At 40.9% G+C, this 26,021-nt stretch carries 25 protein-coding genes and 1 tRNA gene; 15 read left to right on the top strand and 11 right to left on the bottom strand.

Translation table 11 applies throughout. The features are described from left to right. Nucleotides 1-4: 4 nt before the first annotated feature. Nucleotides 5-2,839, bottom strand: coding sequence for an excinuclease ABC subunit UvrA (gene uvrA / locus RMA95_RS06435; protein ID WP_311069929.1), 2,835 nt, complete (start codon nt 2,837-2,839; stop codon nt 5-7). Between the two features lie 293 nt (nt 2,840-3,132). On the opposite strand from uvrA, the gene RMA95_RS06430 reads away from it, so the two are divergent. From RMA95_RS06430 to RMA95_RS06415, 4 genes are all read left to right on the top strand, one after another. Then, nucleotides 3,133-3,735, top strand: a complete 603-nt coding sequence (locus tag RMA95_RS06430; protein WP_311069928.1) for a TetR/AcrR family transcriptional regulator — start codon at nt 3,133-3,135, stop codon at nt 3,733-3,735. 3 nt (nt 3,736-3,738) lie between these two features. Continuing rightward, nucleotides 3,739-4,716: a zinc-binding dehydrogenase gene (locus RMA95_RS06425; protein ID WP_311069927.1), complete on the top strand. Its 978-nt coding sequence runs from the start codon at nt 3,739-3,741 to the stop codon at nt 4,714-4,716. A 65-nt stretch (nt 4,717-4,781) separates the two neighbouring features. Continuing rightward, complete coding sequence (locus RMA95_RS06420; RefSeq protein ID WP_311069926.1) at nt 4,782-5,135, top strand: DUF1304 domain-containing protein; 354 nt, start codon at nt 4,782-4,784, stop codon at nt 5,133-5,135. A gap of 52 nt (nt 5,136-5,187) precedes the next feature. Next, nucleotides 5,188-5,529: a GlpM family protein gene (locus RMA95_RS06415; protein ID WP_013196619.1), complete on the top strand. Its 342-nt coding sequence runs from the start codon at nt 5,188-5,190 to the stop codon at nt 5,527-5,529. A 42-nt stretch (nt 5,530-5,571) separates the two neighbouring features. On the opposite strand, the gene RMA95_RS06410 is transcribed toward RMA95_RS06415, so the two are convergent. The 3 genes from RMA95_RS06410 to tenA form a co-directional block, all read right to left on the bottom strand. Next, nucleotides 5,572-6,378, bottom strand: coding sequence for an SDR family oxidoreductase (locus tag RMA95_RS06410; protein WP_311069925.1), 807 nt, complete (start codon nt 6,376-6,378; stop codon nt 5,572-5,574). 103 nt (nt 6,379-6,481) lie between these two features. Further along, nucleotides 6,482-6,853 (bottom strand): MerR family transcriptional regulator, encoded by a 372-nt coding sequence (locus RMA95_RS06405; RefSeq protein WP_311069924.1) that lies wholly within the window; start codon nt 6,851-6,853, stop codon nt 6,482-6,484. A gap of 64 nt (nt 6,854-6,917) precedes the next feature. Then, nucleotides 6,918-7,592, bottom strand: coding sequence for a thiaminase II (tenA, locus tag RMA95_RS06400; protein WP_311069923.1), 675 nt, complete (start codon nt 7,590-7,592; stop codon nt 6,918-6,920). Between the two features lie 263 nt (nt 7,593-7,855). Between tenA and RMA95_RS06395 the strand changes: the two genes are divergently transcribed. The 3 genes from RMA95_RS06395 (at nt 7,856) to ssb (ending at nt 11,088) form a co-directional block, all read left to right on the top strand. Next, nucleotides 7,856-8,938, top strand: a complete 1,083-nt coding sequence (locus tag RMA95_RS06395; protein ID WP_304391371.1) for a DUF475 domain-containing protein — start codon at nt 7,856-7,858, stop codon at nt 8,936-8,938. A gap of 146 nt (nt 8,939-9,084) precedes the next feature. Then, complete coding sequence (locus RMA95_RS06390; RefSeq protein ID WP_311069922.1) at nt 9,085-10,449, top strand: MFS transporter; 1,365 nt, start codon at nt 9,085-9,087, stop codon at nt 10,447-10,449. Between the two features lie 51 nt (nt 10,450-10,500). Next, a complete protein-coding gene (ssb, locus tag RMA95_RS06385; RefSeq protein WP_049065869.1) occupies nt 10,501-11,088 on the top strand; it encodes a single-stranded DNA-binding protein in 588 nt (195 codons plus the stop codon). 40 nt (nt 11,089-11,128) lie between these two features. Here ssb and RMA95_RS06380 read toward each other — a convergent pair whose 3' ends face one another. Together RMA95_RS06380 and RMA95_RS06375 are read right to left on the bottom strand one after the other, a co-directional pair. Next, on the bottom strand, nt 11,129-11,452 hold the full coding sequence (locus tag RMA95_RS06380; RefSeq protein ID WP_311069921.1) for an AzlD domain-containing protein: 324 nt from the start codon (nt 11,450-11,452) through the stop codon (nt 11,129-11,131). Next, entirely contained in the window at nt 11,449-12,144 is a 696-nt protein-coding gene (locus tag RMA95_RS06375) for an AzlC family ABC transporter permease (protein ID WP_151682839.1), read from the bottom strand. Before RMA95_RS06375 ends, RMA95_RS06380 begins: the two co-directional genes overlap by 4 nt. A gap of 68 nt (nt 12,145-12,212) precedes the next feature. On the opposite strand from RMA95_RS06375, the gene RMA95_RS06370 reads away from it, so the two are divergent. Both RMA95_RS06370 and RMA95_RS06365 read left to right on the top strand, forming a co-directional pair. After that, entirely contained in the window at nt 12,213-12,761 is a 549-nt protein-coding gene (locus RMA95_RS06370) for a helix-turn-helix domain-containing protein (RefSeq protein WP_002117406.1), read from the top strand. A 305-nt stretch (nt 12,762-13,066) separates the two neighbouring features. Then, nucleotides 13,067-14,509 carry an amino acid permease gene (locus tag RMA95_RS06365; protein WP_004705034.1) on the top strand — a complete coding sequence of 481 codons (1,443 nt, stop codon included), beginning with the start codon at nt 13,067-13,069 and terminating at the stop codon, nt 14,507-14,509. A gap of 64 nt (nt 14,510-14,573) precedes the next feature. On the opposite strand, the gene RMA95_RS06360 is transcribed toward RMA95_RS06365, so the two are convergent. Then, on the bottom strand, nt 14,574-16,073 hold the full coding sequence (locus RMA95_RS06360; RefSeq protein ID WP_039252289.1) for a PLP-dependent aminotransferase family protein: 1,500 nt from the start codon (nt 16,071-16,073) through the stop codon (nt 14,574-14,576). Nucleotides 16,074-16,229: 156 nt separating this feature from the next. Between RMA95_RS06360 and gabT the strand changes: the two genes are divergently transcribed. Then, nucleotides 16,230-17,522, top strand: coding sequence for a 4-aminobutyrate--2-oxoglutarate transaminase (gene gabT, locus RMA95_RS06355; protein ID WP_004705036.1), 1,293 nt, complete (start codon nt 16,230-16,232; stop codon nt 17,520-17,522). Further along, nucleotides 17,519-18,967: an NAD-dependent succinate-semialdehyde dehydrogenase gene (locus RMA95_RS06350; RefSeq protein ID WP_311069920.1), complete on the top strand. Its 1,449-nt coding sequence runs from the start codon at nt 17,519-17,521 to the stop codon at nt 18,965-18,967. Before gabT ends, RMA95_RS06350 begins: the two co-directional genes overlap by 4 nt. Before the next feature lie 103 nt (nt 18,968-19,070). Here RMA95_RS06350 and RMA95_RS06345 read toward each other — a convergent pair whose 3' ends face one another. Together RMA95_RS06345 and ycaC are read right to left on the bottom strand one after the other, a co-directional pair. Further along, nucleotides 19,071-20,045, bottom strand: a complete 975-nt coding sequence (locus RMA95_RS06345) for a LysR substrate-binding domain-containing protein (RefSeq protein WP_311069919.1) — start codon at nt 20,043-20,045, stop codon at nt 19,071-19,073. 20 nt (nt 20,046-20,065) lie between these two features. Continuing rightward, nucleotides 20,066-20,692 carry an isochorismate family cysteine hydrolase YcaC gene (gene ycaC, locus RMA95_RS06340; protein WP_004705039.1) on the bottom strand — a complete coding sequence of 209 codons (627 nt, stop codon included), beginning with the start codon at nt 20,690-20,692 and terminating at the stop codon, nt 20,066-20,068. A gap of 276 nt (nt 20,693-20,968) precedes the next feature. Between ycaC and RMA95_RS06335 the strand changes: the two genes are divergently transcribed. The 4 genes from RMA95_RS06335 to RMA95_RS06320 all read left to right on the top strand — a co-directional run bounded on the left by RMA95_RS06335 (nt 20,969) and on the right by RMA95_RS06320 (nt 24,845). Further along, the gene (locus tag RMA95_RS06335) at nt 20,969-21,841 is read left to right on the top strand and encodes a pirin family protein (protein ID WP_311069918.1); all 873 of its coding nucleotides are present in this window, start codon (nt 20,969-20,971) and stop codon (nt 21,839-21,841) included. 439 nt (nt 21,842-22,280) lie between these two features. After that, nucleotides 22,281-23,579 carry an FAD-dependent oxidoreductase gene (locus tag RMA95_RS06330; protein ID WP_311069917.1) on the top strand — a complete coding sequence of 433 codons (1,299 nt, stop codon included), beginning with the start codon at nt 22,281-22,283 and terminating at the stop codon, nt 23,577-23,579. 4 nt (nt 23,580-23,583) lie between these two features. Further along, on the top strand, nt 23,584-24,411 hold the full coding sequence (locus RMA95_RS06325) for a class I SAM-dependent methyltransferase (protein ID WP_311069916.1): 828 nt from the start codon (nt 23,584-23,586) through the stop codon (nt 24,409-24,411). Between the two features lie 8 nt (nt 24,412-24,419). Further along, entirely contained in the window at nt 24,420-24,845 is a 426-nt protein-coding gene (locus RMA95_RS06320) for a GFA family protein (protein ID WP_311069915.1), read from the top strand. A gap of 228 nt (nt 24,846-25,073) precedes the next feature. Here the strand turns inward: RMA95_RS06320 and RMA95_RS06315 are convergent, their stop codons facing one another. Then, nucleotides 25,074-25,457, bottom strand: a complete 384-nt coding sequence (locus tag RMA95_RS06315) for a hypothetical protein (RefSeq protein WP_039252305.1) — start codon at nt 25,455-25,457, stop codon at nt 25,074-25,076. Nucleotides 25,458-25,835: 378 nt separating this feature from the next. Continuing rightward, nucleotides 25,836-25,911: transfer RNA gene (locus RMA95_RS06310), tRNA-Thr, on the bottom strand. Between the last annotated feature and the right edge of the window lie 110 nt (nt 25,912-26,021).

Here is a 26,021-nt window from a genome sequence, read left to right as displayed (position 1 = left end):
TTTTTTATTGTTTCAACATCGGTTTTAAGAAACGACCCGTATGGGAAATCTCGACCTCAGCGACTTGTTCAGGTGTACCTTCGGCAATGATCATACCACCACCCGAACCACCTTCAGGGCCTAAGTCAACAACCCAGTCCGCTGTTTTAATCACATCAAGGTTATGTTCAATCACTACAATGGTATTACCCTTGTTGCGTAGCTCATGCAAAATATCGAGCAACTTGGCAATATCATGGAAATGTAGACCTGTTGTCGGTTCATCCAAGATATATAAGGTTTTACCTGTATCTCGTTTTGCTAACTCACGTGCGAGTTTGACACGCTGTGCTTCACCACCAGATAAAGTAGTAGCCGCCTGACCTAAACGAATATAGCCTAGACCTACCTGAGTTAAGGTTTCTAAACGACGGTGAATAACTGGAATAGCACTAAAGAACTCAGCAGCATCTTCAACCGTCATTTCTAAAACATCAGAAATGTTTTTGCCTTTATAGCCGACTTCAAGTGTTTCACGGTTATAACGTTTGCCATGACATGCATCGCAAGGCACATACATATCTGGTAAGAAGTGCATTGCGACTTTAATCATGCCGTCGCCTTCACAGGCTTCACAGCGTCCGCCTTTCACGTTAAACGAGAAACGGCCTGCACTATAACCACGGGCTTTTGCCTCTGGTGTTTGCGCAAATAACTCACGGATTGGCGTAAATAACCCTGTATACGTTGCAGGGTTAGAACGTGGCGTACGTCCAATTGGGCTTTGGTCAATATCAACAACTTTATCAAGGTGTTGTAGACCATCAATTGAATCAAACTTTTCAGCGGTTAAGGTCGTTGCACCATTAAGTTGTGTTGCAGCCAATGGAAGCAAAGTACGGTTAATAAGTGTTGATTTACCCGAACCTGAAACGCCAGTCACACAGGTCATAATGCCAAGTGGAATGGTTAAATCGACATTTTTTAAGTTATGGCCTGCTGCACCAGAAAGTTTGATAAATTCATCTGGACGTGGTGATTGAGTCCGTTTTTTTGGCACTTCAATTTTGAGTTTGCCAGAAAGGTATTGTCCTGTGAGTGAGTCGGCATGTTTAGCCAATTCATCATAAGTACCTTCAGCAATAATCACACCGCCGTGTACACCAGCACCTGGACCAATATCAATAATATGGTCAGCTGCACGAATGGCATCTTCATCGTGCTCAACAACTAAAACTGTATTACCTAAATCACGTAAGCGAATGAGGGTTTGTAATAAACGATCATTATCGCGTTGATGTAAGCCAATAGACGGTTCATCAAGTACATACATCACACCCATCAAACCTGCGCCAATTTGTGAAGCTAGACGGATACGTTGTGCCTCACCACCTGATAACGTTTCGGCAGAGCGAGCCAGACTTAAATAGTTCAGACCAACACTCACCAAGAAGTGTAGACGCTCACGGATTTCTTTAAAGATTTTATCTGCGATTTCGCCTTTAGCACCTTCAAGGTTTAAATCTTGATAGTAGCTTTCTGCATCACCAATCGACATGCGGGTAATGTCGGCAATCGTTTTATCTTTTACACGAACATGACGTGAAATTTCATTTAGACGTGAACCACCGCATGCATCACACGCTGCATTAGAGAGATATTGAGCTAAATCATCACGTACGTAGTTACTTTCAGTTTCACGGTAACGGCGTTCAAGGTGCGGCAAAATCCCTTCAAAAGGTTGCACCCGTGTATGCTTGCGGCCACGCTCATCGATATAACTTAAATCGATTTTTTCTTTGCCAGTACCTTGTAGAAATTTCTTTTGAGTGTCTTTATCTAACTGGTTCCAAGGCGTATCAAGTTGAAAGCCAAAATGGTCGGCAACTTTTTGTAGCATCGAATAGTAATATGGACGCTGACGATCCCAACCACGAATAGCACCTTCGCTAATTGCCAACTCAGGATTTGGAATGAGCTTTTCAGAGCTAAAGTGGCTACGTGTACCTAAACCATCACAAACAGGGCAGGCACCGAATGGGTTGTTAAATGAAAATAAACGTGGCTCAAGCTCTGCCACTGCACGGTCACATTCAGGACACGAGTGTTTTGCAGAAAAGACGCGATCTGGGTGTTCGCCATTCATCCATGATAAAACAGCAATATCACCACCTAAACGTAGTGCGGTTTCAAATGATTCCGCAATACGGTTACCTAAATCATCACGTACTTTGAAGCGGTCAACCACAACTTCGATGGTGTGTTTTTTCTTTTTGTCGAGTTCTGGTGGCGTATCAATATCAATGATTTCACCATCAACACGCGCTCGTACAAAACCTTGACCTTGTAGTTGTTCGAACAGGTTACTGTATTCACCCTTACGCTCACGTACCACTGGAGCAAGCAACATCAGTGCTGTGCCTTCCTCAAGGTTTTTTACCGCATCGACCATTTCAGAAACGGTTTGCGCAACCATCGGCAAGTCGTGTTCAGGGCAGTAGGGCGTGCCGACACGTGCATAAAGCAAACGTAAATAGTCATAAATTTCGGTAATCGTACCAACCGTTGAACGTGGGTTATGACTGGTAGATTTTTGTTCAATGGCAATCGCTGGAGATAAACCTTCAATCGAGTCGACTTCAGGCTTTTCCATTTGCGATAAAAACTGGCGGGCATACGCTGAAAGCGATTCGACGTAACGGCGTTGTCCTTCGGCGTACAAGGTATCAAAGGCAAGAGAAGATTTTCCTGAACCTGATAGCCCCGTAATCACCACAAATTTGTCGCGTGGAATATCGAGTGACACATTTTTTAAGTTATGGGTACGTGCGCCTCGAATACGGATATGACTTTGGCTCATAAAACATCTCAATTATGTATTGATGAAAATTTAGGTGTTGTTTATTAGTCACAGGGAGATATGGCTATTTATAAACAACAGACCCTATATGATAACGATTTAAAATTGTTCAAGTAGTACAAAATGATTTAAAGCGACAAATTGTGACGGTTAAACGACAATCGACAAAATTTGTTTAAATAAGCAGATTGTATTTTTAACATTCCTCACTCTACATTTCTACTCTCCGCATATTTTTACAAGCAACATAATTTTACTAGACGACTGGTCTAATAGTTGTTTATGATGTGTTCATGAAACGATTAAACAAAAGCGAAACTACCCGACAACACATCTTAGATACCAGCTTTGAGCTGGTACTACGTAAAGGGTTTGTTGGTGTTGGTTTGCAAGAAATTTTAAAGACTTGTGACGTACCCAAAGGTTCGTTCTATCACTACTTTGCTTCGAAAGAGGCTTTTGGTTGTGCCTTGCTAGAGCAGTACATGGCGGACTATAAAGTTCGTATGGAACAACTTTGGCAACACACTGAGCAAAGTGCCCACGCCCGTTTGATGGCCTTATGGCAGGCGTGGATTGATGATCCGATATATGGTAGCTGGGCTGAAAACTGCTTGATTGTGAAGTTGGCAGCAGAGGTTTCTGACTTGTCAGAAGATATGCGTCAAATTCTCAATGACGGTGTGTACAAATTAACGCAGCGTCTAGCTTTGCTACTCAAAGAAGGGCAACAAGAAGGATCAATTCCAAAACATATTGAGCCTTTAAAAACTGCACAAGTCATGTATCAGTTATGGTTAGGTGCTGCTTTACTCACAAAATTGTCGCAAGACAAAGCACATCTACATTTAGCTTTAGAAACGACCCAACAACTCTTAAAACCGATAGAGGAATAAAGCATGCGAAGTATTATCCATCGTAATTTTGGCGAACCTGTAGACGTTTTAGAGCAGGCGGATATGCCAAAGCCAGAACCAAAAGCAGGCGAAGTGCGTATTAAAACCATCATGTCTCCGATTCATAATCATGATGTATGGACAGTACGTGGAAGCTATGGCTACAAGCCAACTTTACCCGCGATTGGCGGTAGTGAAGCTGTTGGTATTGTTGATGCGTTGGGTGAAGGCGTTACTCATGTACAGGTAGGGCAACGTATTGCAGTGGCAGCTGTGCATGGTAGTTGGGCTGAATACTTTATTGCACCAGCTCAAGGGCTTATTCCACTCAATAATGAAATTGATGATGAAACAGCAGCGCAGCTGATTGGTATGCCAATTAGTGCCCTGATGCTTTTAGATTTTGTTAACGTTCAACCGGGTCAATGGCTCATTCAAAACACGGCAAATGGTGCAGTAGGTAAAACAGTTGCGATGATTGCGCAGGCACGTGGCTTACCTGTGATTAATCTGGTTCGTCGTACTGATGCGATTGCAGAGATGCAAGCTTTAGGTATTCAACATGTTGTTGCAACTGATCAGCCGAACTGGAAAGAGCAAGTTAAACAACTCCACGGTGACCAACCTCTTATTGCTGGTGTGGACTCAATTGGCGGAACCGCAAGTGGTGAAATGCTGAATTTACTCAGTGAAAATAGCTTGCTCGTTTCGTTTGGCAGTATGACTGGTGAAACCATGCAGATTTCATCAGGCGATTTGATTTTCAAACAAGCAACAGTAAAAGGGTTCTGGGCGAGTGTGGTCAATAAAGAAATGCCAGCAGAACGTAAAAAGGAACTGATTGTTGAGCTGCTAACACTAGCGACTCAGAAAAAATTAATTTTGCCTGTAGAAGGTGTATTTAGTTTTGATGAGATTAAAACAGCTGCTCAAAAAGCAACACAAGGTGCTCGACAAGGCAAAGTATTGTTAAAACCATAAAACATTAAAAGATCAGTCGAGAGACTGGTCTTTTTTCATATCTTTAAAATAAAAAGGAAAACTATATGATCGGACAAATATTCATTGCGCTTATCGCGATATTACATGTCTATATTTTAGTGTTAGAGATGTTTTTGTGGGATAAACCTTATGGCATGAAAGCCTTTGGAAATAATGCTGAAAAAGCAAAGCTCACCAAAGTGATGGCACAAAACCAAGGGCTTTATAATGGCTTTTTAGCGGCGGGTTTATTTTGGTCTTTATTGGCTGAAGCACCGTTTGCGACATCAATTGCCAACTTCTTTTTAGGCTGTGTACTGATTGCAGGTATTTATGGCGGGCTGACTGCCAGTAAAAAGATTATTTATATTCAGGCAGTTCCAGCTTTGATTGCTTTAGTCGCTGTTAATTTTCTTTAAAAAGCGCACAATACAGCGTTTTAATATGGAAATGGCCAGATAGGATCAGCGCATGTGGGCGTTATTTTTAAAATGTATGTTGGGGGCTGGGGTTGTCCTCATTATTTCGATTTTATCGAAAAGTAAGGCATTTTATATTGCTGGTTTAGTCCCGCTTTTTCCTACCTTTGCTTTAATTGCTCATGTGATTGTTTTTCAGCAAAAAGGGGCAGAGGCGTTACAAAAAACGGCTCTGTTTGGTCTATGGTCACTTATTCCTTATGCCATTTATTTAGTGGCTGTTTATGTGCTGGCAACACGCATGTCGATGTGGTCGTGTCTAGGATTAGCAACTCTATGTTGGGTCGTGGCTGCGGCAGGTTTGATTTACGGTTGGCAACTGTTTCAACATTAAAAGATTAAGAGAAATCCCTTAATCTTTTAAATTGAAGTATTTTTATGAATGCTCAACAACACGGGTTTTGAGCATACCTTCAACTAAATTAATCATCTTTTGGCGGGAAAGGATTCGTGGCAATTGAGATGTCAAATAGTTGCTACACCCCACCACAACTGTTGCTTTATTTTTATCTAACGCTCTAACTGTTGCAGAGACAACGTCGTCTACCGTTGAGCTTTTCATACCACTCGTATCGGCATTTGCGACTTGAGTAAAATTGGTTTCGGTATTGCCTGGACAAACAGCGATAAACTTAACGCCCGAAGAACCGTATTCTCCTGCAAGTGCTTCAGTAAACTGCAATACATAAGATTTAGTTGCGCCATAGACAGCAATATAAGGAAGAGGTTGAAAGGCACCTGTCGATGAAATATTAATCATGATGCCTTTTTTATTCAAAAGCATATGTGGCAGAAATAAATAACACAAAGATGTTACGCTGCTGATGTTAAGCGTAATCATTTCTTGATAGGTAGAAATGGATTGATCTAGAAACTTAGTCCATTTCCCAAACCCTGCGTTATTAATTAAAATTTCTACCGATAATTTTCTAGCTTGCACTTCATTAAATAAGGTCTGAGCTGAATCGGGTTGAGCTAAATCTAAAACAATCACCTCAACATTTACGCTATATTTTTTTCTGAGTTCATCGGCTAAATCATTTAATTTTTGTTCGGAACGTGCCGTTAAAATCAGATGAATTCCTAAAGATGCAATTTTTTTAGCATAGGCTTTACCGATTCCTGAAGATGCACCTGTAATTAATGCTGTTGAATTTTTAAATGTAGAAAGATGAGCACTCATTTTATTTATCCGTAATAAAAGGAGTTATTACGATAAACCTTGTCCCTAAGGGCAGAGTCAAGCACTCATTTTGTAAGCTATTTATAGATTTTAATAAGTTGTTTTAGGCAGAAATCTTATTGGTAATATAAGTTTCAATAATCTCATCTTCCAGTTCTTTTAAATCGTCTTGTAAACGATTTAATGCTTCTTTTTGCTCAATAATTTGTTGATTCTTTTTTTGAATAAGCTGCTGTGCGATTTCTACCGGAAAGCGATTATTTTTATATTTTAAAGCTGACAAGTCATAAAGCTCGGAAAGGCTAAATCCAACAGCTTGAGCAAGGCGAATCATCTTAACGGATTTGACATCAATCTCTTCATAAACACGATAATTTCCTTTTCTTTTTGCAACTGGTAGCAAGCCTAATTTTTCATAATGTCGAATGGCTTTAGGAGTAGCTCCAGTTAAAGATGCTAATTCGCCGATATACATACTTATCTCGCATTTTATTGAGAATCGATCAGGTATGAAGCAGCTGATCGATTCTTTTAAAGTTTTAAATATGGTCTAAACCTAACCATTGTCTTTGATGGTAAGCACTGTCCCAAAATAACCACTCAAGTTTTGCACCCATCGTGTAAGCGGCATGCATTTTCTCTAAAGTGTCTGCATCACAACGTGCGGCAACCTTGTCTACCGTCGCAATCACATTACGAACAGCGGTATGGAACTCTTCGCCTGCATAGGTATCAATCCATGCTTGGTAAGGGTTATTAGGAATTGATTTACTTACAATATCTTTACCGACTTCGGCATAAATCCAGAAGCAAGGTAACAGCGCAGCGAGTACAACAGGGTAACTCTCAGACCAAGCAGTTGCTGTTAAAAATGAAGTGTAATGATGGCCTGCCAAAGTTAATGGGGTGTTTTTAAATTCTTCTTTGGTTACCCCAAAGTTTCTCATAAAGTCATCATGCAAACTACGTTCAACCACAATTGCAATTTTAGCGGCATCTGAAAATTGCATAATATCATCGGCCTCGAACGCCTTAGCTGCCGCAACAGCCAGTACGCGGCCATAAGCCACAAGGTATTGAGCATCTTGAATGACATAATGACAAAAAGCTTCTTTATCTAAAGTACCGTTAGCAAGTTCCTGATTAAAAGGCAGGTCGAGAATTTTTTGATATAAATTTAAATTACGTTGCCAGAGTTCTTGAGAAAAAAGCATAAAATCATTCCATTTAAAATAAGACAGCTGAAGCGGATTTTAAATCAATTTTAAAATACAAAAATAATAATGGTAGATATATCGCAAGAAAATATTTAATACGATTAATAAGTTAATTAAATATTATAAATTTCTTTATTAAACATAGGGATAAAGTAAAGGTAATAACGGCATAAAACAACATCGTTTTGTGGTTAATTATCGATATAATAGCCGCGGTTTTTAAGAAAGATTAAATTTAGTTCTTGGTATAGGTCTGATCCATGAAGCATTTCCGATTTTCGATATTTTTTACGGTGGTGTGTTTAGCACTCGCCGCTTACTGGGGTTTTACCCATGGACCTGAAGCAGGCGTGTCTACCATGCTTAAAGCTTTAACCATTACTGCAATTTTAGCTGTAATGGAGGTTTCATTATCTTTTGACAATGCTGTCGTAAATGCATCGGTACTTCGTGGGTGGGATCATTTCTGGAAAATGATCTTTTTGACAGTCGGTATTTTAATCGCCGTTTTTGGTATGCGTTTGATTTTCCCTGTCTTGATCGTTTCTATGACTGCCGATATGGGCTTTATTGAAGTCGCTAAAATGGCACTCAATGATCCGAAAACTTACTCTGAACGTTTAATGGCTCACCACGCTGAAATTTCAGCTTTCGGTGGAACATTCTTATTGTTGGTTTTCTTAAACTTCTTCTTTGACGAAGAGAAAGAAACGCATTGGTTTAGATGGCTTGAAGTCAAATTATCTGACTTGGCTAACGTACCGGCAATGTCTGTTTTTATTGCACTCATCGCTTTAATTGTAATGGCTGGTTATGTTGAAGATCATGAGCGTTTAGCTGTAACCATGGCTGGTGTTTGGGGCATTGTGGTTTACATTGGTGTGCAAGTTCTTAGCCATTTATTGGGCGGCGAACCTGAAATTGATGAAGATGGTAATGCAGTCATGCAAGATGGTTCAGGCGCTGCTTCTGGTGTGATTAAAGCCGGTTTGGGCGGTTTCTTATACCTTGAAGTGTTAGATGCATCATTCAGTTTTGATGGTGTAATTGGTGCATTTGCAATTACCAGCGACGTTGTCGTGATTATGTTGGGTCTTGCAATTGGTGCGATGTTCGTTCGTTCAATGACGGTTTATCTTGTTGAAAAGGGCACATTAGACGCTTATGTGTTCTTAGAGCATGGTGCCCATTATGCGATTGGTGCTTTGGCTTTCATTATGATTGCAAGTGGTACAGGTTTACATATACCGGAAGTCGTGACAGGCCTCATTGGTGTTGCATTTATTGCATGGGCAGTGATTGCATCTATCCAATATGCGAAACGCGAACAAGAGTCGTCTTAAGCTAATTTTCAGTAAAGTTCGATAGAATAAAGAGGCTAAATGCCTCTTTATTTTTTTCAGCCGAAATCGTTATTTTAAATCATCTCTCCCGTATTTTTAGAAACGAATCGGCTTATAATTTGCCTAGTTTGATAACGTGTATTGATATGATGAATGCTTTGGAACGCCGCTCAACTTTTGCTTTAAGTAGTATTTTTGCGCTACGCATGTTGGGTTTGTTCATGATTATTCCTGTCTTCTCTGTAGTCGGGCAGTCATATCAATATGCGACTCCGGCACTTATTGGTTTGGCCGTAGGTGTATATGGTTTAAGTCAGGCGATTTTACAAATTCCATTTAGCTTGCTGGCTGACCGTTTTAGCCGTAAACCGCTTGTAGTCTTTGGCTTATTGCTCTTTGCTATTGGTGGTGCAATTGCGGGTTTATCTGACACGATTTATGGCGTGATTATTGGCCGTGCCATCGCTGGTGCTGGGGCGGTTTCGGCAGTAGTCATGGCACTTTTAGCTGATGTGACGCGTGAAGAGCAGCGTACTAAAGCCATGGCTGCTATGGGCATGAGTATTGGTTTATCTTTTGTTGTCGCGTTTAGCCTTGGGCCTTGGCTCACAAGTCTTGTCGGTATTTCAGGATTATTCTTTGTCACGACCATTATGGGTTTGATTGCGATTGCGATGCTATTGCTTGTACCTAAAGTGACTCGCCATCATCGTAACTATCAGCAAGGCTACATGGCACAGCTTAAGCAAGTCATTCAAATGGGTGATTTAAACCGTTTACATGTTTCGGTTTTTGCATTGCATTTATTGCTGACTGCCATGTTTATTTATGTGCCTTCACAGCTTATCGAGTTCGCGCATATTCCTTTAGCGAGCCACGGTTTGGTGTATTTGCCACTTTTGGTCATTAGTTTATTTTTTGCATTTCCAAGCATTATCCTCGCTGAAAAATATCGCAAAATGCGGGGCATTTTCTTAACGGCAATTACAGGCATTATTGCGGGTTTACTACTCCTTATATTTGGTTATCAGTCTAAATATGTCCTGCTTGCAGGCCTCGGTATTTTCTTTATTGCATTTAATGTTATGGAAGCTTTATTGCCTTCTTGGTTGTCAAAGTCGGCTCCAATTCAGTCGAAGGCCACCGCTATGGGTGTAAATGCCAGTAGCCAGTTCTTAGGTGCTTTTTTTGGTGGCACCTTGGGTGGTCAATTATTGATGTTACATAATACTGCGATTGGATGGAGTGTCTTAGCAGGGATTGCTATAATATGGTTGCTAATTAGTTTTGGTTTAGCTCAGCCGCGGTATTTGTCATCGATTGTGTTGCCATTGCCGCAAGTGCAACAGGTGAATGAGTGGACTACACAGCTATTGGCAATTCGTGGTATTGAAGAAGTTGTGGTGATGCCTGACCAGCAAGTTGCTTATATTAAAGTCGATAAACAGTCTCTTGATGATGCTGCACGACGTGATTTAACGCAGTTGTTTGGTAAAGAGGTAGCCATTTAAGCATAACTCTTATAAAGTAAAACATAGAAATGAATAGGATGAAGACAGCTAATGCGTGGTGTAAATAAGGTTATTTTGGTTGGTACTTTGGGTCGTGATCCTGAAACAAAAACTTTTCCAAATGGGGGTTCGTTGACCCAATTTTCGATCGCGACAAGTGAATCTTGGACTGATAAAAATACAGGTGAACGTAAAGAACAAACAGAATGGCACCGTATTGTTTTGCATAACCGTTTAGGGGAAATTGCTCAGCAGTTTTTACGTAAAGGTTCTAAGGTTTACATTGAAGGTTCATTACGTACACGTCAATGGACAGATCAAAATGGCCAAGAGCGTTATACGACAGAAATCCGTGGCGACCAGATGCAAATGTTAGATGCTCGTCAACAAGGTGAACAAGGTTTCGCTGGCGGTAATGATTTTAATCAACCACGTTTTAACGCACCTCAACAAGGTGGCGGTTATCAAAATAATAACAACCAAGGTGGCGGCTACGGTCAAAACAATGGTGGTGGTTATGGTAATCAAGGTGGTTTCGGTAATGGTGGCAATAGCCCGCAAGGTGGTGGTTTTGCTCCTAAAGCGCCGCAACAACCAGCATCTGCACCAGCTGATTTAGACGATGATTTACCGTTCTAATCAAAGTTTCAAAAAAGGCGAGTTTATCTCGCCTTTTTTATTATTCAATTCCCAGCAAACGTAGAACTGCCGTGCCAACAGCAGCCAAACAAATCACCAATAACAGCGGTACTTTTTTCCAAACCAAGAAAAGCGCTAGAGCCACCCCAAATATACGCGCAAAACCTGCGAAATGTTGGCCTTCAAAAAATGTAGTGGTCGCCGCAATGGCACAGAGCAAAACGGTTGCGCCATTTGAGAGTAAAACTTGGTATTTTTCAGAAAACGAAAACTTGGCACCTAAGTGAAAGCCAGCAAAACGAATACTGTACGTTCCAAGTGCAAGTAGAGCTATTCCTACAATAATAAGTAACTGTTGACTCATTTCCTTCTACCCCATATCAAGCCAAAAAGCGAAATCAGAATTGGAAGTCCTGAGGCCAAAAAAGGTGTAGTCATCAGCGCTAAAGTTGACCCTGCAAATGCAGCTTTTCGTGTAGATTTATTCTTTAAAGCATTAAAAGTAAGTGCAATTAAAATGGCAGGGAAAATTGCATCTAAGCCAAATGTTTTCGGGTCTGGAATAGCACTTCCAATAAAATAGCCAGCCGTGACACCGAGGGGCCAAGTCAGCATAATGCATATACCACATAGCCAGTAAGCAGCCTTTTTTGTTTCAAAATCAGGCTGTGCCATACCAAACAAAACGCTCTCATCGTTCATGATATGAGCCCCGAAATATCGAGAGAATTTACCTCGGATTAGTTCATTGACCGCAATACCAAAAGGCAGATGCCTTAAATTGACGAGTAGTCCTGCAATCGCAGCCGCAATTGGGCTACCACCTACAGCCAAGAATCCAATAAAAATAAATTCAGCAGTTCCTGCAAGCACAAAGACAGATAGGCAAAGCGGAATCCAGAGTGCTAAGCCATAGCTTGCAGCGAGTGAACCTAAAGACATACCGACAACACTGGTTGCTAGACAGACAAAGAAAATCGAGCGAGTGGTGTCTTTACTAAGTTTCTTAATGAGAGCGTATGTGGACATAGTATGATATAGCGAACGATTTTCCATTATAATGAATAAGTCTGATTGTTTTGTCAAAACGAACGATCGTTTTTTTTATAGAACGGGTGCGGTGAATGTCTCAGCCAATTGAAATTATTGCCAAAGGTTTAACGCGTGAACGCCAAAGAGCAGGGCTCTCATTGGCAGAAGTTGCTCGCCGTGCAGGTGTTGCCAAATCTACACTTTCGCAGTTAGAGGCCGGGCAAGGTAACCCAAGCATTGAAACCTTATGGGCACTTTGTGTTGCACTGAATATTCCATTCGCACGCCTGATGGAAGAACCAAGCAATCAAGTGCAAGTCATTCGCTGTGGTGATGGGCCAACGGTGAGTTCCGAGATTGCCAATTACAAAGCAATTTTGTTGGCGACTTGTCCACCGCATGCGCGCCGTGATGTATATTTATTGATTGTGGAGCCGGGTGAAGACCGACTGTCAGAGCCGCATCCAGTTGGTTCTGTAGAACATATTATTGTGGTCGAAGGCAAAGCTTTAGTGGGTTTAATTGATGAGGCAGTTGAGCTTGGCGTCGGAGACTATATTTGTTATCCAGCCGATCAAAAGCATATATTTAGAGCCTTAGAAACAGGAACAAAGGCGTTATTAATTTCTGAACAAAACTAAAGAATTTCAAGCTCATTAAAATAAAAACTAAAAATTACTTACCCTCATCCAATATAAAAAGGGCCAATTTTGCGTATAAATTTTGCAATTGGCTCTCTCTTTTATTACAAAAATGGCTCTCGTTTCTTGAGTGCCGAAACGACAAATTAAAGCCATTGGAAGTATGCATACGGAAGCGCCGGATAAGCTCAGTGAATTTTCTGTTTTAGGAATTGAGCAAAACGGCTAAATTTTTAGGGGATATTTTTTGGCTTCGGAGGATTTCCGAGTCTAGCCGATATCCTCCATATATTAAGGAAAATGATATGGCAGCTCATCAAAATGGTTCTGAAGCCAATCACTCCCAAAGTTTAAAACATGGACTTAAATCACGCCATCTAACCATGATCTCGATAGCAGGGGTTATTGGTGGCTCTCTCTTTGTTGGCTCAGGCAGTATCATCTACAACACAGGTCCTGTGGTTTTCTTAACCTATGCTTTAGGTGGACTACTCGTTTGGTTCATCATGCGTATGCTAGGCGAGATGGCCGTTTTAAACCCCGACAGTGGCTCTTTTTCAACTTATGCGGACCGCGCAATTGGTCGTTGGGCAGGTTTCTCAATTGGGTGGTTGTACTGGTGTACGCTGGCAATGCTCATGGGGTGGGAAGCTTATGTGGCAGGTAAAATTTTAAATAACTGGTTCCCGTTTATACCGATCTGGGTCTATATGACTGTCGTCATTGGTGCACTGGTTGCAGTCAATTTACAGAACGTAAAGAACTATGGTGAATTCGAGTTCTGGTTCGCTCTCATCAAAGTGATTGCGATTGTGATCTTCTTGGTGATTGGTAGTTTAGCCATCATGCATTTGTGGCCTTGGGGTAATCCAGCTGCATCTGGTATCAGTAATTTAACCTCTCAAGGCTTTATGCCTAATGGTGGTTCATCCGTTATTACCGCCTTACTTGGGGTGATGTTCGCCTATATTGGCGCTGAAATTGTGACTGTAGCAGCGGCAGAGTCTGCAAATCCATCTAAAGAAATTCGTAAAGCTTCAAACTCGGTAGTTTGGCGAATTATTTTATTCTATGTTGGCTCAATGTTTGTGGCGGTATGTTTAATTCCTCACAACAATGAACTTTTGAAAGATTCGACTTGGGGAACTTATAGCGTTACGTTGTCTGCGCTTGGTATTCCGGGTGCGCGCCATATCGTAAACTTTGTGGTTCTAACCTCGGTATGTAGCTGCTTTAATTCAGCGCTTTATACGTGTTCACGTATGTTGTTCTCATTATCTAAACGTGGTGATGCACCGAAAAGCTTTGGCTCTGTAAACAGTAAAAGCAGTCCGTGGGTGGGCGTGATTGTGTCATGTTTCTTCTCTGTAATTGCGGTAATTTTAACTGCAACCAAGAGTATGGATGTGTATGACTTTTTCATGCTAACAACAGGTGCAGCAACACTGTATGTATACCTGACGATTGCTTATTCTCAGCTTCGTATGCGTAAGAAGTTAGAAGCTGAAGGCGTGAAAATTGACTTTAAAATGTGGATGTTCCCTTACTTAACTTACGTGGTGATCTTTGCAATTATTGGTGCAATTCTTACCATGTTGATTGAAGGCACATATTTTAAAGAAGTGATTTACACTACAGCATTGTTCGGCATTATTGTATTCTTCGGTTTGCTGTCTGAAAAACTAGGTTGGGGTAAAGAGCGTAGAGCGACTCATTTAACTCATAGCCATGAAGAAAAGTTAGTTTAATTTTTTAAATAGAAAAGAGCCTCACTGCGAGGCTCTTTTTATTTGGCTTAGTACGAGAAAACAACTAATTCAGCGTAGGTACGCCTGCTTCACGTAAGCATTGAAGCAAGACACCAAAAGCCATCACCATATCTTTTTCATTTACACAAGCGAAGCCCATAAGCAGTCCACGTTCTGCATGTGCATGCGACTGCATGTAGTACTGAGACAGTGGTCGAACTTTAACACCGCGTTCAAGTGCAGTCGCTGCAATCGCGACATCATCGCAAGCGTTTGGAAGTTTTAAAACTAGATGTAACCCTGCGGCTTCGTCATATTCATGAATAAATTCGGGGCCAAGGTAACGTTGAATTAAACTCACCAAGTAGTCACGGCGCTTGCCATAGAGCAGGCGCATACGGCGAATATGCGCTTCGTAATGGCCTTCACGAATAAATTCAGCTAAGGCTTTTTGCTCAAGCAAATGACCCCCACGGTAAAGCTCGGCTGCCACAATACGTAGTGGTGAAAAAAGTGGTTTAGGGACGACCAAATAACCAATTCTTAAGGATGGATAAATGGTTTTACTAAACGTGCCCATGTACAGCACAGGTGCATCATTTTCTAGGCCTTGCAAAGATGGATAAGGCTGGCCTGAGAAACGAAACTCACTGTCATAATCATCTTCTACAATCCAGCTATTATGCTGGCGTGCAATTTCAATCAGTTTGCGTCGTCGATCTAGGCTTAAATGTGAACCTAGCGGATATTGATGTGATGGTGTCACAAAAATGAGCTTAGGCGGCTTTGCCGGATTTTCTTCAGGAATAATACCTTCTGCATCGACAGGCATCGGTTGAATATCGAGGCCATTAATTCGTAAGGTATTACGCATTCCCCAGTAAGCGGGATCTTCAAGCCAGATTCGATCACCAATATCACTCAGTGCACGCGAGACTAAATCAATCGCTTGGTGAATGCCTTCGGTAATAATAATCTGGTCTGCATCGCACTGAACCGAACGTGCAACACGTAAGTAATCTGCCAAAGCACTTCGAAGCTCGATACAGCCACCAGCGTTGCTATAAATCAGGCGGTTAATGTCCGGTTCGCGGCTTAGGCGTGCTTGAATACGACTAAAAATATGATGTGGAAACTCTGTTACATCGGGCGCCCCTGGCACAAAAGCTCCCCATTGGTGTGGCGACGCTGCTGCATAGCCTAATAAGTTAGAACCACGCTGCGAAAGGGCATAAGAGCTTTGAACTTTCGGGCTTGAAACCGCTTTTTTCTTATTTTGAGTATTTAAAAAACTCTCTGGTAATTTTTCGGCAACCCATGTGCCATGACCTGTACGGGCTTCTAAGTAGCCTTCAGCTTGTAGCTGTTCATAGGCGGTAAGCACTGTATTTCTAGAAACATGAATTTCACTGGCTAAGTCACGTGATGCAGGTAGACGAGTCTTGGGCTGGATGACTCCATCAATAATGGCACCACGCAGGCAACGGAAAAGGCGTTGATGTAGTTTCCCTTCAGTGTCCTGTTGGAGTCGTTGTAGCAAATGATCTCCAAGTAAACTACGCAATTGGCTCTCTCCTACAGTTAAAAAGTGGCTCTCGTCAGTTGGCGTCAGACGAGCGAAATTACATGCATAGGCAGTCGTTGTAAAGCACCCTGAAAATTAAGCACAGGATGCAAGAAACCAAAGCTGCAACTGATGATGAAAATATGAGGGAATCAAATGGATAATCAACATTCTGCACTTAACGCACGTAAACAGCAAGCAACTCCACGTGGTGTAGGCGTGATGTGTCAGTGGTATGCGGAAAAAGCTGAAAATGCCACGCTTTGGGACAAGGAAGGCAACCAATTTATCGACTTTGCTGGTGGTATCGCGGTTTTAAATACAGGCCATCGCCACCCTAAAGTGATTGCAGCAGTAACTGAACAACTTACTAAATTTACTCACACTGCCTATCAAGTAACACCTTATGAAAGCTATGTGGCTTTGGCTGAACGTATTAATGAGCGTGCGCCAATTGCTGGTCCTGCGAAGTCAGCGTTTTTCACAACAGGTGCAGAAGCAGTTGAAAATGCGGTGAAGATTGCTCGTTCTTATACAGGTCGTCACGGCATTATTACTTTTGGTAACGGTTTCCACGGTCGTTCATTTATGACGATGGCAATGACAGGTAAAACTGCGCCTTACAAACGTGATTTCGGTGTAATGCCAGCGGGTGTGTTCCACGCACGTTACCCTGTACCTGCTAAAGGGATTTCAGTAGATGCAGCGATCGAAAGCGTTGAAGATATTTTCAGTGAAGATATTGCACCACATGATGTTGCGGCAATCGTACTTGAGCCAGTGCAAGGTGAAGGCGGTTTCAATGTGGTACCAGCTGAGTTCTTAAAACGTTTACGCGCAATTTGCGATAAGCACGGCATTTTACTTGTGGCTGACGAAGTGCAATCTGGTTTTGCGCGTACTGGTAAATTGTTTGCAATGAACTATTACGAGACTAAAGCAGACCTTATCACGATGGCGAAAAGCTTAGGTGGCGGTTTCCCTATTTCGGGTGTTGTCGGCCGTGCAGAAGTCATGGATGCACCAAACCCAGGTGGTCTAGGCGGTACATACGCAGGTAGCCCGATTGCGGTTGCAGCTGCGCACGCGGTAATTGATGCGATTGAAGAAGAAAACTTATGCGACCGTGCAAATGAATTAGGTGCTGAGTTAGTCGCTACCCTTAAAGATATTCAGCAAGCAACAGGCGACGTCGTAACTGATATTCGTGCTTTAGGTTCAATGGTTGCAGTAGAACTTGAAACGGCTGAACAAGCAAAAGTTGTACAAAACTATGCAATGGAAAACGGGTTGTTACTTCTTACTTGTGGTAAATACGGTAATGTAATTCGTTTCTTATATCCATTAACCATTCCTGCTGAGCAATTCCGTCAAGGTCTTGATATTTTGAAACAAGGTTTTGCGACACTCAAAGCAGGTAGTGCAAAAGCAATGGAGCAATCTGCATGATTCAAAATACTTTGCAGTATTTATTAAAACATCCTGATATTGCGTTAGAAGCACCTGCATCAAATGACTATATCGAGGTAAATGATGCTGCTACGGGCGAAACTTTGGCATGGGTAAAAACCTATGACCGCGCAGGGGTTGAAGCTGCAATTAACCGTTCGGCAAAAGCGCAGGCTGCTTGGAAAAAGCAAACTGCCTTGGCTCGTGCTGATGTGTTATTGGCATGGTACAACCTCATGCTTGAGCACAAAGAAAATTTAGCTCAAATTTTAACAGCTGAGCAAGGTAAACCATTGGCAGAAGCACGTGGTGAAATTGGTTATGCAGCATCGTTCATACGCTGGTTTGCCGAGCAAGCTCGCCGTATTGATGGTGAAGTATTAACACCTACGTTGCCAAATCAACGTCTGCTCGTGATTAAACAAGCAATTGGTGTTACTGCTGCAATTACGCCGTGGAACTTCCCAGCTGCCATGATTACGCGTAAAGCAGGTCCAGCGATTGCTGCGGGTTGTTCAATGTTGGTTAAACCAGCAGAACAAACACCGTTAACCGCCTATGCACTTGAAGTATTGGCTTTACAGGCAGGTTTACCAGCTGATGTTTTAATTAACATTAGTGGTGATGCGGTTGAAGTCGGTAAAACACTATGCGAAAGCGATATTGTTCGTAAGTTAAGCTTTACAGGTTCAACCCAAGTGGGTCGTATCTTGATGCAACAATGTGCGCCAACTATTAAAAAGCTTTCACTTGAACTCGGTGGTAATGCACCAGTTGTGGTATTTGACGACGCTAATCTTGAACAAGCAGTTCAGGGCATTATGGCAAGTAAATATCGTAACAGCGGTCAGACTTGTGTTTGTGCGAACCGTATTTATGTTCAAGATGGTATTTACGATGCGCTGGCAGAGCGTTTGGTTGAAGCTGTGTCTAAGCTGAAAGTTGGCGATGGCCGTCAAGAAGGTTCAACTCAAGGACCTTTAATTGATGAAGATGCGATTGCAAAAGTTCAGTCTCATATTGCAGATGCAACTGAGAAAGGCGCGACAGTTCGTATTGGTGGTCAGCGTTCGGCACTTGGCGGTACATTCTTTGAACCGACTGTGTTAACTGGCGTAACGCAAGACATGAAAGTGTCTAAAGAAGAAACCTTTGGTCCGCTTGCACCGCTATTCCGCTTTAAAACTGAAGATGAAGCAGTGGCAATGGCGAACGATACCGAGTTTGGTTTAGCTGCTTATTTATTTACTCAAAGCACAGCTCGTCAATGGCGAGTGGGTGAAGCACTTGAGTACGGTATGGTCGGCATTAACACAGGCGCAATTTCAAATGAAGTTGCTCCGTTTGGTGGCGTAAAACAATCAGGTCTAGGCCGTGAAGGTTCAAAATTCGGCATTGAAGAATATGTCGAAATGAAATACCTCTGCGTAGACTTATCCGAGTAAGGAACAAAGCGATTTCGTTTTGTTCTTAACGAAAACATGCAGTTATGCTGTATGTGATGTTTCACAAAAACCGGTCATGCCCATTCATGACCGGTTTTTTTATTTAAGTCGGCAAATACCCTTCATGGCTTTCGGGTAAACGCCTGAGTTCTTCAATCAATGTTTCAATGAGTTTTTCGACCACCAGACGTTGGCCTTTTCTAGACACATAAACCAGTTGTAGCATGCCAATATTCGACTTCCAGTCAGGAAGAATATGTACAAGTGTGCCTTTACGAATTTCAGATTCGACAGTTAAAAAGGGAAGATCGGCAATGCCCAAACCATCCATCACGGCATAGTAAACACCTGCCAAGTCATTACTTTTGATTCGTGGTTGGTAAGGCACATCAACCGATTCACCATTTCGAATATTGCATAAATGCCAAATATAATTTTGCTTTTGCGTGCCTAAGCTAATACTTGGAAAGTCTTGTAATTCAGAATAATGCTCAATGGTACGGCCTTGTAGTAATTCAGGCGAAGCCACTAGGCAGTGATCAGTTTTAATTACATCCCGAACAATTAAATTTGAATCTTCATTCGGTTCAAAATTGGTCCGAATCGCAAGGTCGATGTCATCGTGCAAAATATCTACTCGACGGCTGGTCAGCTCAAGAGCAATCTCAACTTTAGGATAAGTTTTTAAAAACTTATTTAAAATTTTTCTAATTTGAAAATGCATCATTAAAGGTGGGCAGCTGACTTTTACTACTCCTTGAGGCTCACTTCTTTGCTTTAACAAAACGTTTTCTGCACATTCAACTTGAGCAATGACTTTGCAGCATTCTTCGTAGAACTCTTGGCCTAAATCGGTCACTTTAAAATGGCGGGTTGTTCTTTGAATGAGGCTAACATTAAATTTATTTTCAAGGTCAATAATGCGTCGGCTGAGCTTGGACTTACTAATATTTTCGGCTTCACTGGCCGCACTAAAGCCGCCGTGTTTTACGACTAAATAGAAATAATAAAAATCATCAAAAGAGCTTATCAATGTCAGATCAATCCATTTAAATTTAAGATTAGAGCGCTTAAGCACTCTAATCTTGGCAATTCAGCTTATTTTTGCGATGTATTAAAGCTATAGCTTGTCATCAGGTTGCGGTAATCAGGAATATGATTTGAGAAGAGTGCACCTAGACCTTCCACATCATTACGCCAGTCGCGGTGTAACTCACATGCCATGCCGAACCAAGTCATCAGCTGAGCACCTGCTTTTGACATACGGTCCCAAGCAGCATCACGTGTTAATTCATTGAAAGTACCAGAAGCATCAGTAATCACAAATACTTCAAAGCCTTCAGCAAGTGCAGATAAAGCAGGGAATGCCACACAAACTTCAGTGACCACACCTGCAATAATTAGTTGTTTTTTGCCTGTCGCTTTAACTGCTTTTACGAAGTCTTCATTGTCCCAAGCGTTGATTTGACCAGGGCGTGGAATAAATGGTGCATCTGGGAAAAGTTCTTTTAATTCTGGAACTAAAGGACCGTTTGGACCATTTTCAAAACTGGTCGTTAAAATAGTCGGTAAATTAAAATATTTTGCTGCGTCTGCAAGCGCTAATACGTTATTTTTAAATTTATCTGGTTCGATATCTCGAACTAAAGAAAGTAAACCAGCTTGGTGGTCAACTAAAAGAACCGCAGCATTATCCTTGTCTAAACGGACGTAATCTTGAGCCATTTTTATATCCTCATGTTATCAAAATAAATAATTAAAAATTATTAAGTAGGTCGTTAGTGCCTAAAATTATGCTAGTTGAGTTTGTTGTCGTGATTAAGTCTAAAAAATAGGATTAAGAATTTTAAAAATAGGACGATCTTTTAAAGCGTACCTCAAACTTTAAGATTGTCTCATATATGAAATAATGTGTTGCTAAACCTGATCTATAAACTGCAATTATTGAGGCGTAAAATCAATCCCAGTTCAAGAAAATCCTACATATATAGGAGAGATCAGATGAAGAAATTTCTTGGTGCATATCAAAATAACCACATGCATTGGGTTGGTGATGGTTTCCCTGTATATAACCTGTTCTCTTATGACCGTTTAGGCCAAACCCTAAGCCCATTTTTGTTACTGGATTATGCAGCGCCTTATAACTTCTCACCAACCACCGAACAACAAGGTGTCGGGTCGCATCCTCACCGTGGCTTTGAAACTGTGACGATTGCCTACCAAGGTGAAGTGACTCATAAAGACTCAAGTGGTGGTGGCGGAACCATTAAAACGGGTGACGTACAATGGATGACTGCAGGTGCAGGCGTGTTACATGAAGAGTTCCATTCTCCTGAATTTGCAGAGCATGGCGGTCTGTTTGAAATGGTGCAATTGTGGGTAAATTTACCTTCGCATTCAAAAATGACCCCTGGAAAATACCAAGCAATTGAAGCGAAAGAGATTCCAGACATCGCGTTAGATGAGCACGGTAGTCATTTACGTGTGATTGCGGGTGAATATGCAGATTCAAAAGGTGCCGCAACGACCTTTAGCCCATTAAACGTATGGGATGGTAAGTTAGTCAAAGGCCAAAAACACACCCTTTATGTGCCTGAAGGACATACTACACTTGTTGTTGTTTTAGATGGTGCTGTGGTCATTAATGATACCAACCGTCTTGAAGGTAAAACCGTTGCGATTTTATCTCGTGAAGGTGTTGAGTTTAGTTTAAATGCCGAAGAAGACACTAAATTCCTAGTGTTGACTGGCCAACCACTGAATGAGCCAATCGAAGGTTATGGTCCATTTGTCATGAATACCAAAGCCGAGATTATGGAAGCGATTAATGATTTTAATCGTGGAAAATTTGGTTCTCTCATGCAAGAAGCATAAATTGTTTATTTGAGCTTAATTAGCTATTCAAGCAAAGTAATAAAAAGCCCGCTATCAAGTGTGAATAGCGGGCTTTTTCGCTGTAAAGTTTCTATTTTTATGATAGATATCATTATTGTTTGGGCATTGTTTTGTGTGACTTAGTTCTCATTATTGTGGTGGCATGATATCGTAAAATGAGTGTTTTGTAAAATATTTGATATAAATTTAGTTAAATTATCTCATTTTATTTAAAAGAATTTTTTTTAAATTTTTAAAAAATATAAAGTTTTATCGACTTATTTTCTTTTGTAAAGTTTTATAAATAAATTTGCATTCATCAGAGAAAATTTTTCTGTATAAATTCATGTAAAAAATAAAAATCTGGTAGTTTTTAATACGGTGTTTTTTTTAGGTATGAGTGATAATCAAAAAAATTCTCGAAAAATGGGACATCATTTTGGATATCGCAATTATTGGTAGTGGAATGGCAGGACTTGCAGCAGCAAGAATTCTGAAAGATGCAGGACATACAATCACGATATTTGAAGCACTTCCTGGCCGGGGAATGGATAGCCATAGCATTGAGTTCGATGGTGGGATTATTGATGCGCCATTGCGTGTTATGAACCCGCATCTATGGAAAAATACACTTAGCCTTGCTGCATACTTAGGTATTAAAACTTTCCCAGTTCGTACCTATATGTCTTGTAGCTGGTTATTTGAAGATCGTACTGAAACATGGTTAACCACCTCTCGTAGCCGTATTGGTAATTTCCCGATTATCAATAACCGTAAAGGCATCCAGCAGTATGGCTGGCGTCTTGTGAAAGGGATGTTGCAATTAAAAACTGCGATCCACCAGTTTTTCAAATCTAAAAATCAAGATATTACTCTCGCTGAATTTATTAATCAGAATGACATAGAAGAAGTATTCTGGCACGGCGTAGTGATGCCAGTGCTCTATACCATTTGTACATGTAACCCAAAAACAATTGGCGATTGGCCTGCAAAAAACCTTCTTGAGTTTTTGCGTCATTTAACTGATGGCGACATGCTATTGCGTATGAAAGGCGGTACACCTGCATTTGTAGACAGCTTAATTAAAGGCATTGATATCCATAGCGGTTCGGCAATTAAGAAAGTTGAGCAACAAGGCGAAAAAGTACTGGTTGAAAATGCGCAGGGCGATAAGGGCTCATTTGACCGCGTTATTGTGGCGACACCAACATCTAAGATTGAAGAGTTCTTAAACCCTGAGCAGTTTGCAGATGATATGAATTTGCTTAAACAGTTCCGTTTTGAGCAAGGTGATTTGGTTATTCATACTGACGCAACAGTAATGCCACCACGCCGTAAGGACTGGTCAGTGCTGAGCTATATGATGGACCGTAAGTTTACTCGTCAGCAGTTTACAGTTTGGATGAACGCTGTTGAGCCATCACTTGTGGGCAAAAATCCTGTATTCCAAACTTGGCGTCCAGTGACTGATATTGACCCTAAAAAAATCATTTCAAAAGTGACCTTAACGCGTGCAGTTGTAGACTCGCAAACCATTGCTCTAAACAAAGAGTTACAGCATCGTCATTTAGAACCAAACCGTAAAGTATTTTACTGTGGTTCATGGTCATGTGATGGCTTGCCAATTTTAGAGTCAGCCGTGACTTCTGCAATGCACATTGCTGAGATTTTAGGTGCTCCTTTACCATTTGTAGGTTTAAAACCTCAGGTTGAAGTTGCTCCTGAGCTCGGTTACTAAAATTGTGAAAACAAAAGTTCGAGCAGCTCTTTCTCGACTCATTCCTCATAAATATGCCATTGATGCATCAAGTTTGGGGAATGATGGAGAGCTAGCTTGGACAAATTTGGGTTTTTGGAAAAATACCCAAAGCTACCCTGAAGCTTGTCGCCAATTGGCCGACCATTTGGCACAAGCTGTCAATTTAAATTCAAAAGATTATTTACTCGATTTAGGCTGCGGACAGGGCGCGAGTTTATTGCACTGGTTACAACACTATCAGCCCAAAAGTATGAGTGCTGTTGAGCTACAAGCTGAATGTGTTCATAAAATTAAAAAACTTATTCCTGAAATAAGCCAGATTTTTTGTGGTTCATTTTTAAATTTAAAACAATTTGAATTCAAACAACCATTCGATGTGGTGTTCTGTATCGATGCGGCTTACCACAGTCATTTAAATTCATTTCTAGATTCGGTCACCCCAGTTTTAAATTCAAAAGGTCGATTAGGTTTTCATTACTTAATGCGTGCAGAGTCATGCCAAAACATGACCATGCTACAAGAACAAAAGCATCGTTATTTACTCAAAGCAGCCGATGTCGCTTGGGATGCTGTACCAACTGAACAAACACTAAGAACGACCTTGGAACAGCAAGGTTTTACAGATATTCAAATTGAAGATTTATCTGAGCAAGTATTATTCGGTTTTTCAGAGTATATTCAAAAACAGCAAGGACAATTTCAGAGCCGAGGGTTGGCAAATTTTAAAATTCAAATGACTGCAAAGTTATGCCAGCAACTCTACCAAAGTGGATATGTACGTTATATTCAAATAACAGCAATAAAAAAATAGGATGAGCCATGTCAGCCAAATATCAGGGATCGTGTTTATGTGGAGCGGTGAGCTACCAAAGCGAAACGGAGCCACGTTATAGCTTTAATTGCCATTGCCGTGATTGCCAAAAGGCAACAGGTTCGGCCTATGCACCAATCGCTTTTTTTCACCAATCTGAATTAAAAATAACGGGCGAACTTAAATATTTTGAGACTCTAGGTTCTTCTGGCCGAGCAATTAAAAGAGCCTTTTGTCCAACGTGTGGATCCCAACTTTTTGGTTTACCTGAAATTGCCCCTGAAATGATTTCAATACGTGCAGGTACGCTGGATGACCCAAGTCTTTATCAACCTAAAGCGGAAGTCTTTGTAAGCCAAGCCTATGCTTGGGATATGCTAAACCCGAACCTTAAACACTTTGAAAAAATGATAGAGAAGAAAAAAGAAGGCTAGAGGTATTCTGACAAGCCCGTACGCTTTTTCGTACATACATTCGGGAAATTAGCGTCTTTTTAGAACTCTATTAATTACCTATGATGAACTCATCAGGAACAGGAAGTTCCGAAACGTAAAACAACAATAATAAGTTTAAGCATCAGGACGTGAGGTATTACAGGATGTATACCTAGTAACGAAATACGAAAAAAGCCCAACAGGATGTTGGGCTTTTTTCATTTCTTATTAACGAATTTCTTTTCCGCCTAAGGCAGCACAATCAAATGGTGTATTCCATTTTACCGCAATACCTGTAAGTACTGGACGAACAATACGCCATGGCCAGAAACCAAATCTTTGTCTCTGCTCATAATCAATCACTACATCTGCACCATATTTACGTGCTGCGTTTGCTAATTTAGGTTTTATTTCTTCATAGCCGCCATATATTCCTTTTGCGACTTTAATGCGTTTAAGAGACTTATAGTGGTCAGCAGAAGGTAGAGTCTCAAGTACGCAGACTGGTGATTTTACAATGTTTTCTGCTTGAGCCGCAGAACTCGTGTTTTGAGCTTGTACTGTAAAAGGCAACATTATAAATAAAGTAGGCAAAACAAAACGTAGTTTCATCTTTTCCCCGTTGAATGTAGTAATGAATGAATGTTTATAAAATAGGGCTTATTATCATGACCTTATTTGGGGGCGCATTATAATCGTATCTTGTTAATATTTCTTATTTTTAAATCTGTTTTTTAAAAAAATTAAGAAAGTAAGATTTGTGTTTTGGAGGAAATAAATTCTTTTAAGAAAATCATTTTGAAGCTCAGGTTTATAATAAAATTTTGGAAAAATATATACCTTCAAAATATGATGGACATACTAGGTTTCAAAATATAACAACAGCAAAAGAACTGGTTAGTGAATTGGGAAAATAATTATAAGTGGCGTATTTCAAAACCTACAGGCAACAAAAAACCCCATAAATCAAATATTCATGAGGTTTAATGATGGTGCCGGCACACGGATTCGAACTGTGGACCTACTGATTACAAGTCAGTTGCTCTACCAACTGAGCTATGCCGGCAATGTGGAGTGAATTTTACAGTTTCTTAAAAAAAATACAAGCCAAAAAATGAGCATTTGAATTTTTTCTATCAATTTTTAAGCGCTTATGCGTTTGAGCTTTAAAAATGG

Source organism: Acinetobacter sp. V110_1 (assembly GCF_031798975.1).
In the GTDB taxonomy this organism is placed as follows: Bacteria; Pseudomonadota; Gammaproteobacteria; order Pseudomonadales; family Moraxellaceae; genus Acinetobacter; species Acinetobacter nosocomialis_A.
This window is presented reverse-complemented; position numbering and strand designations above follow the sequence as displayed.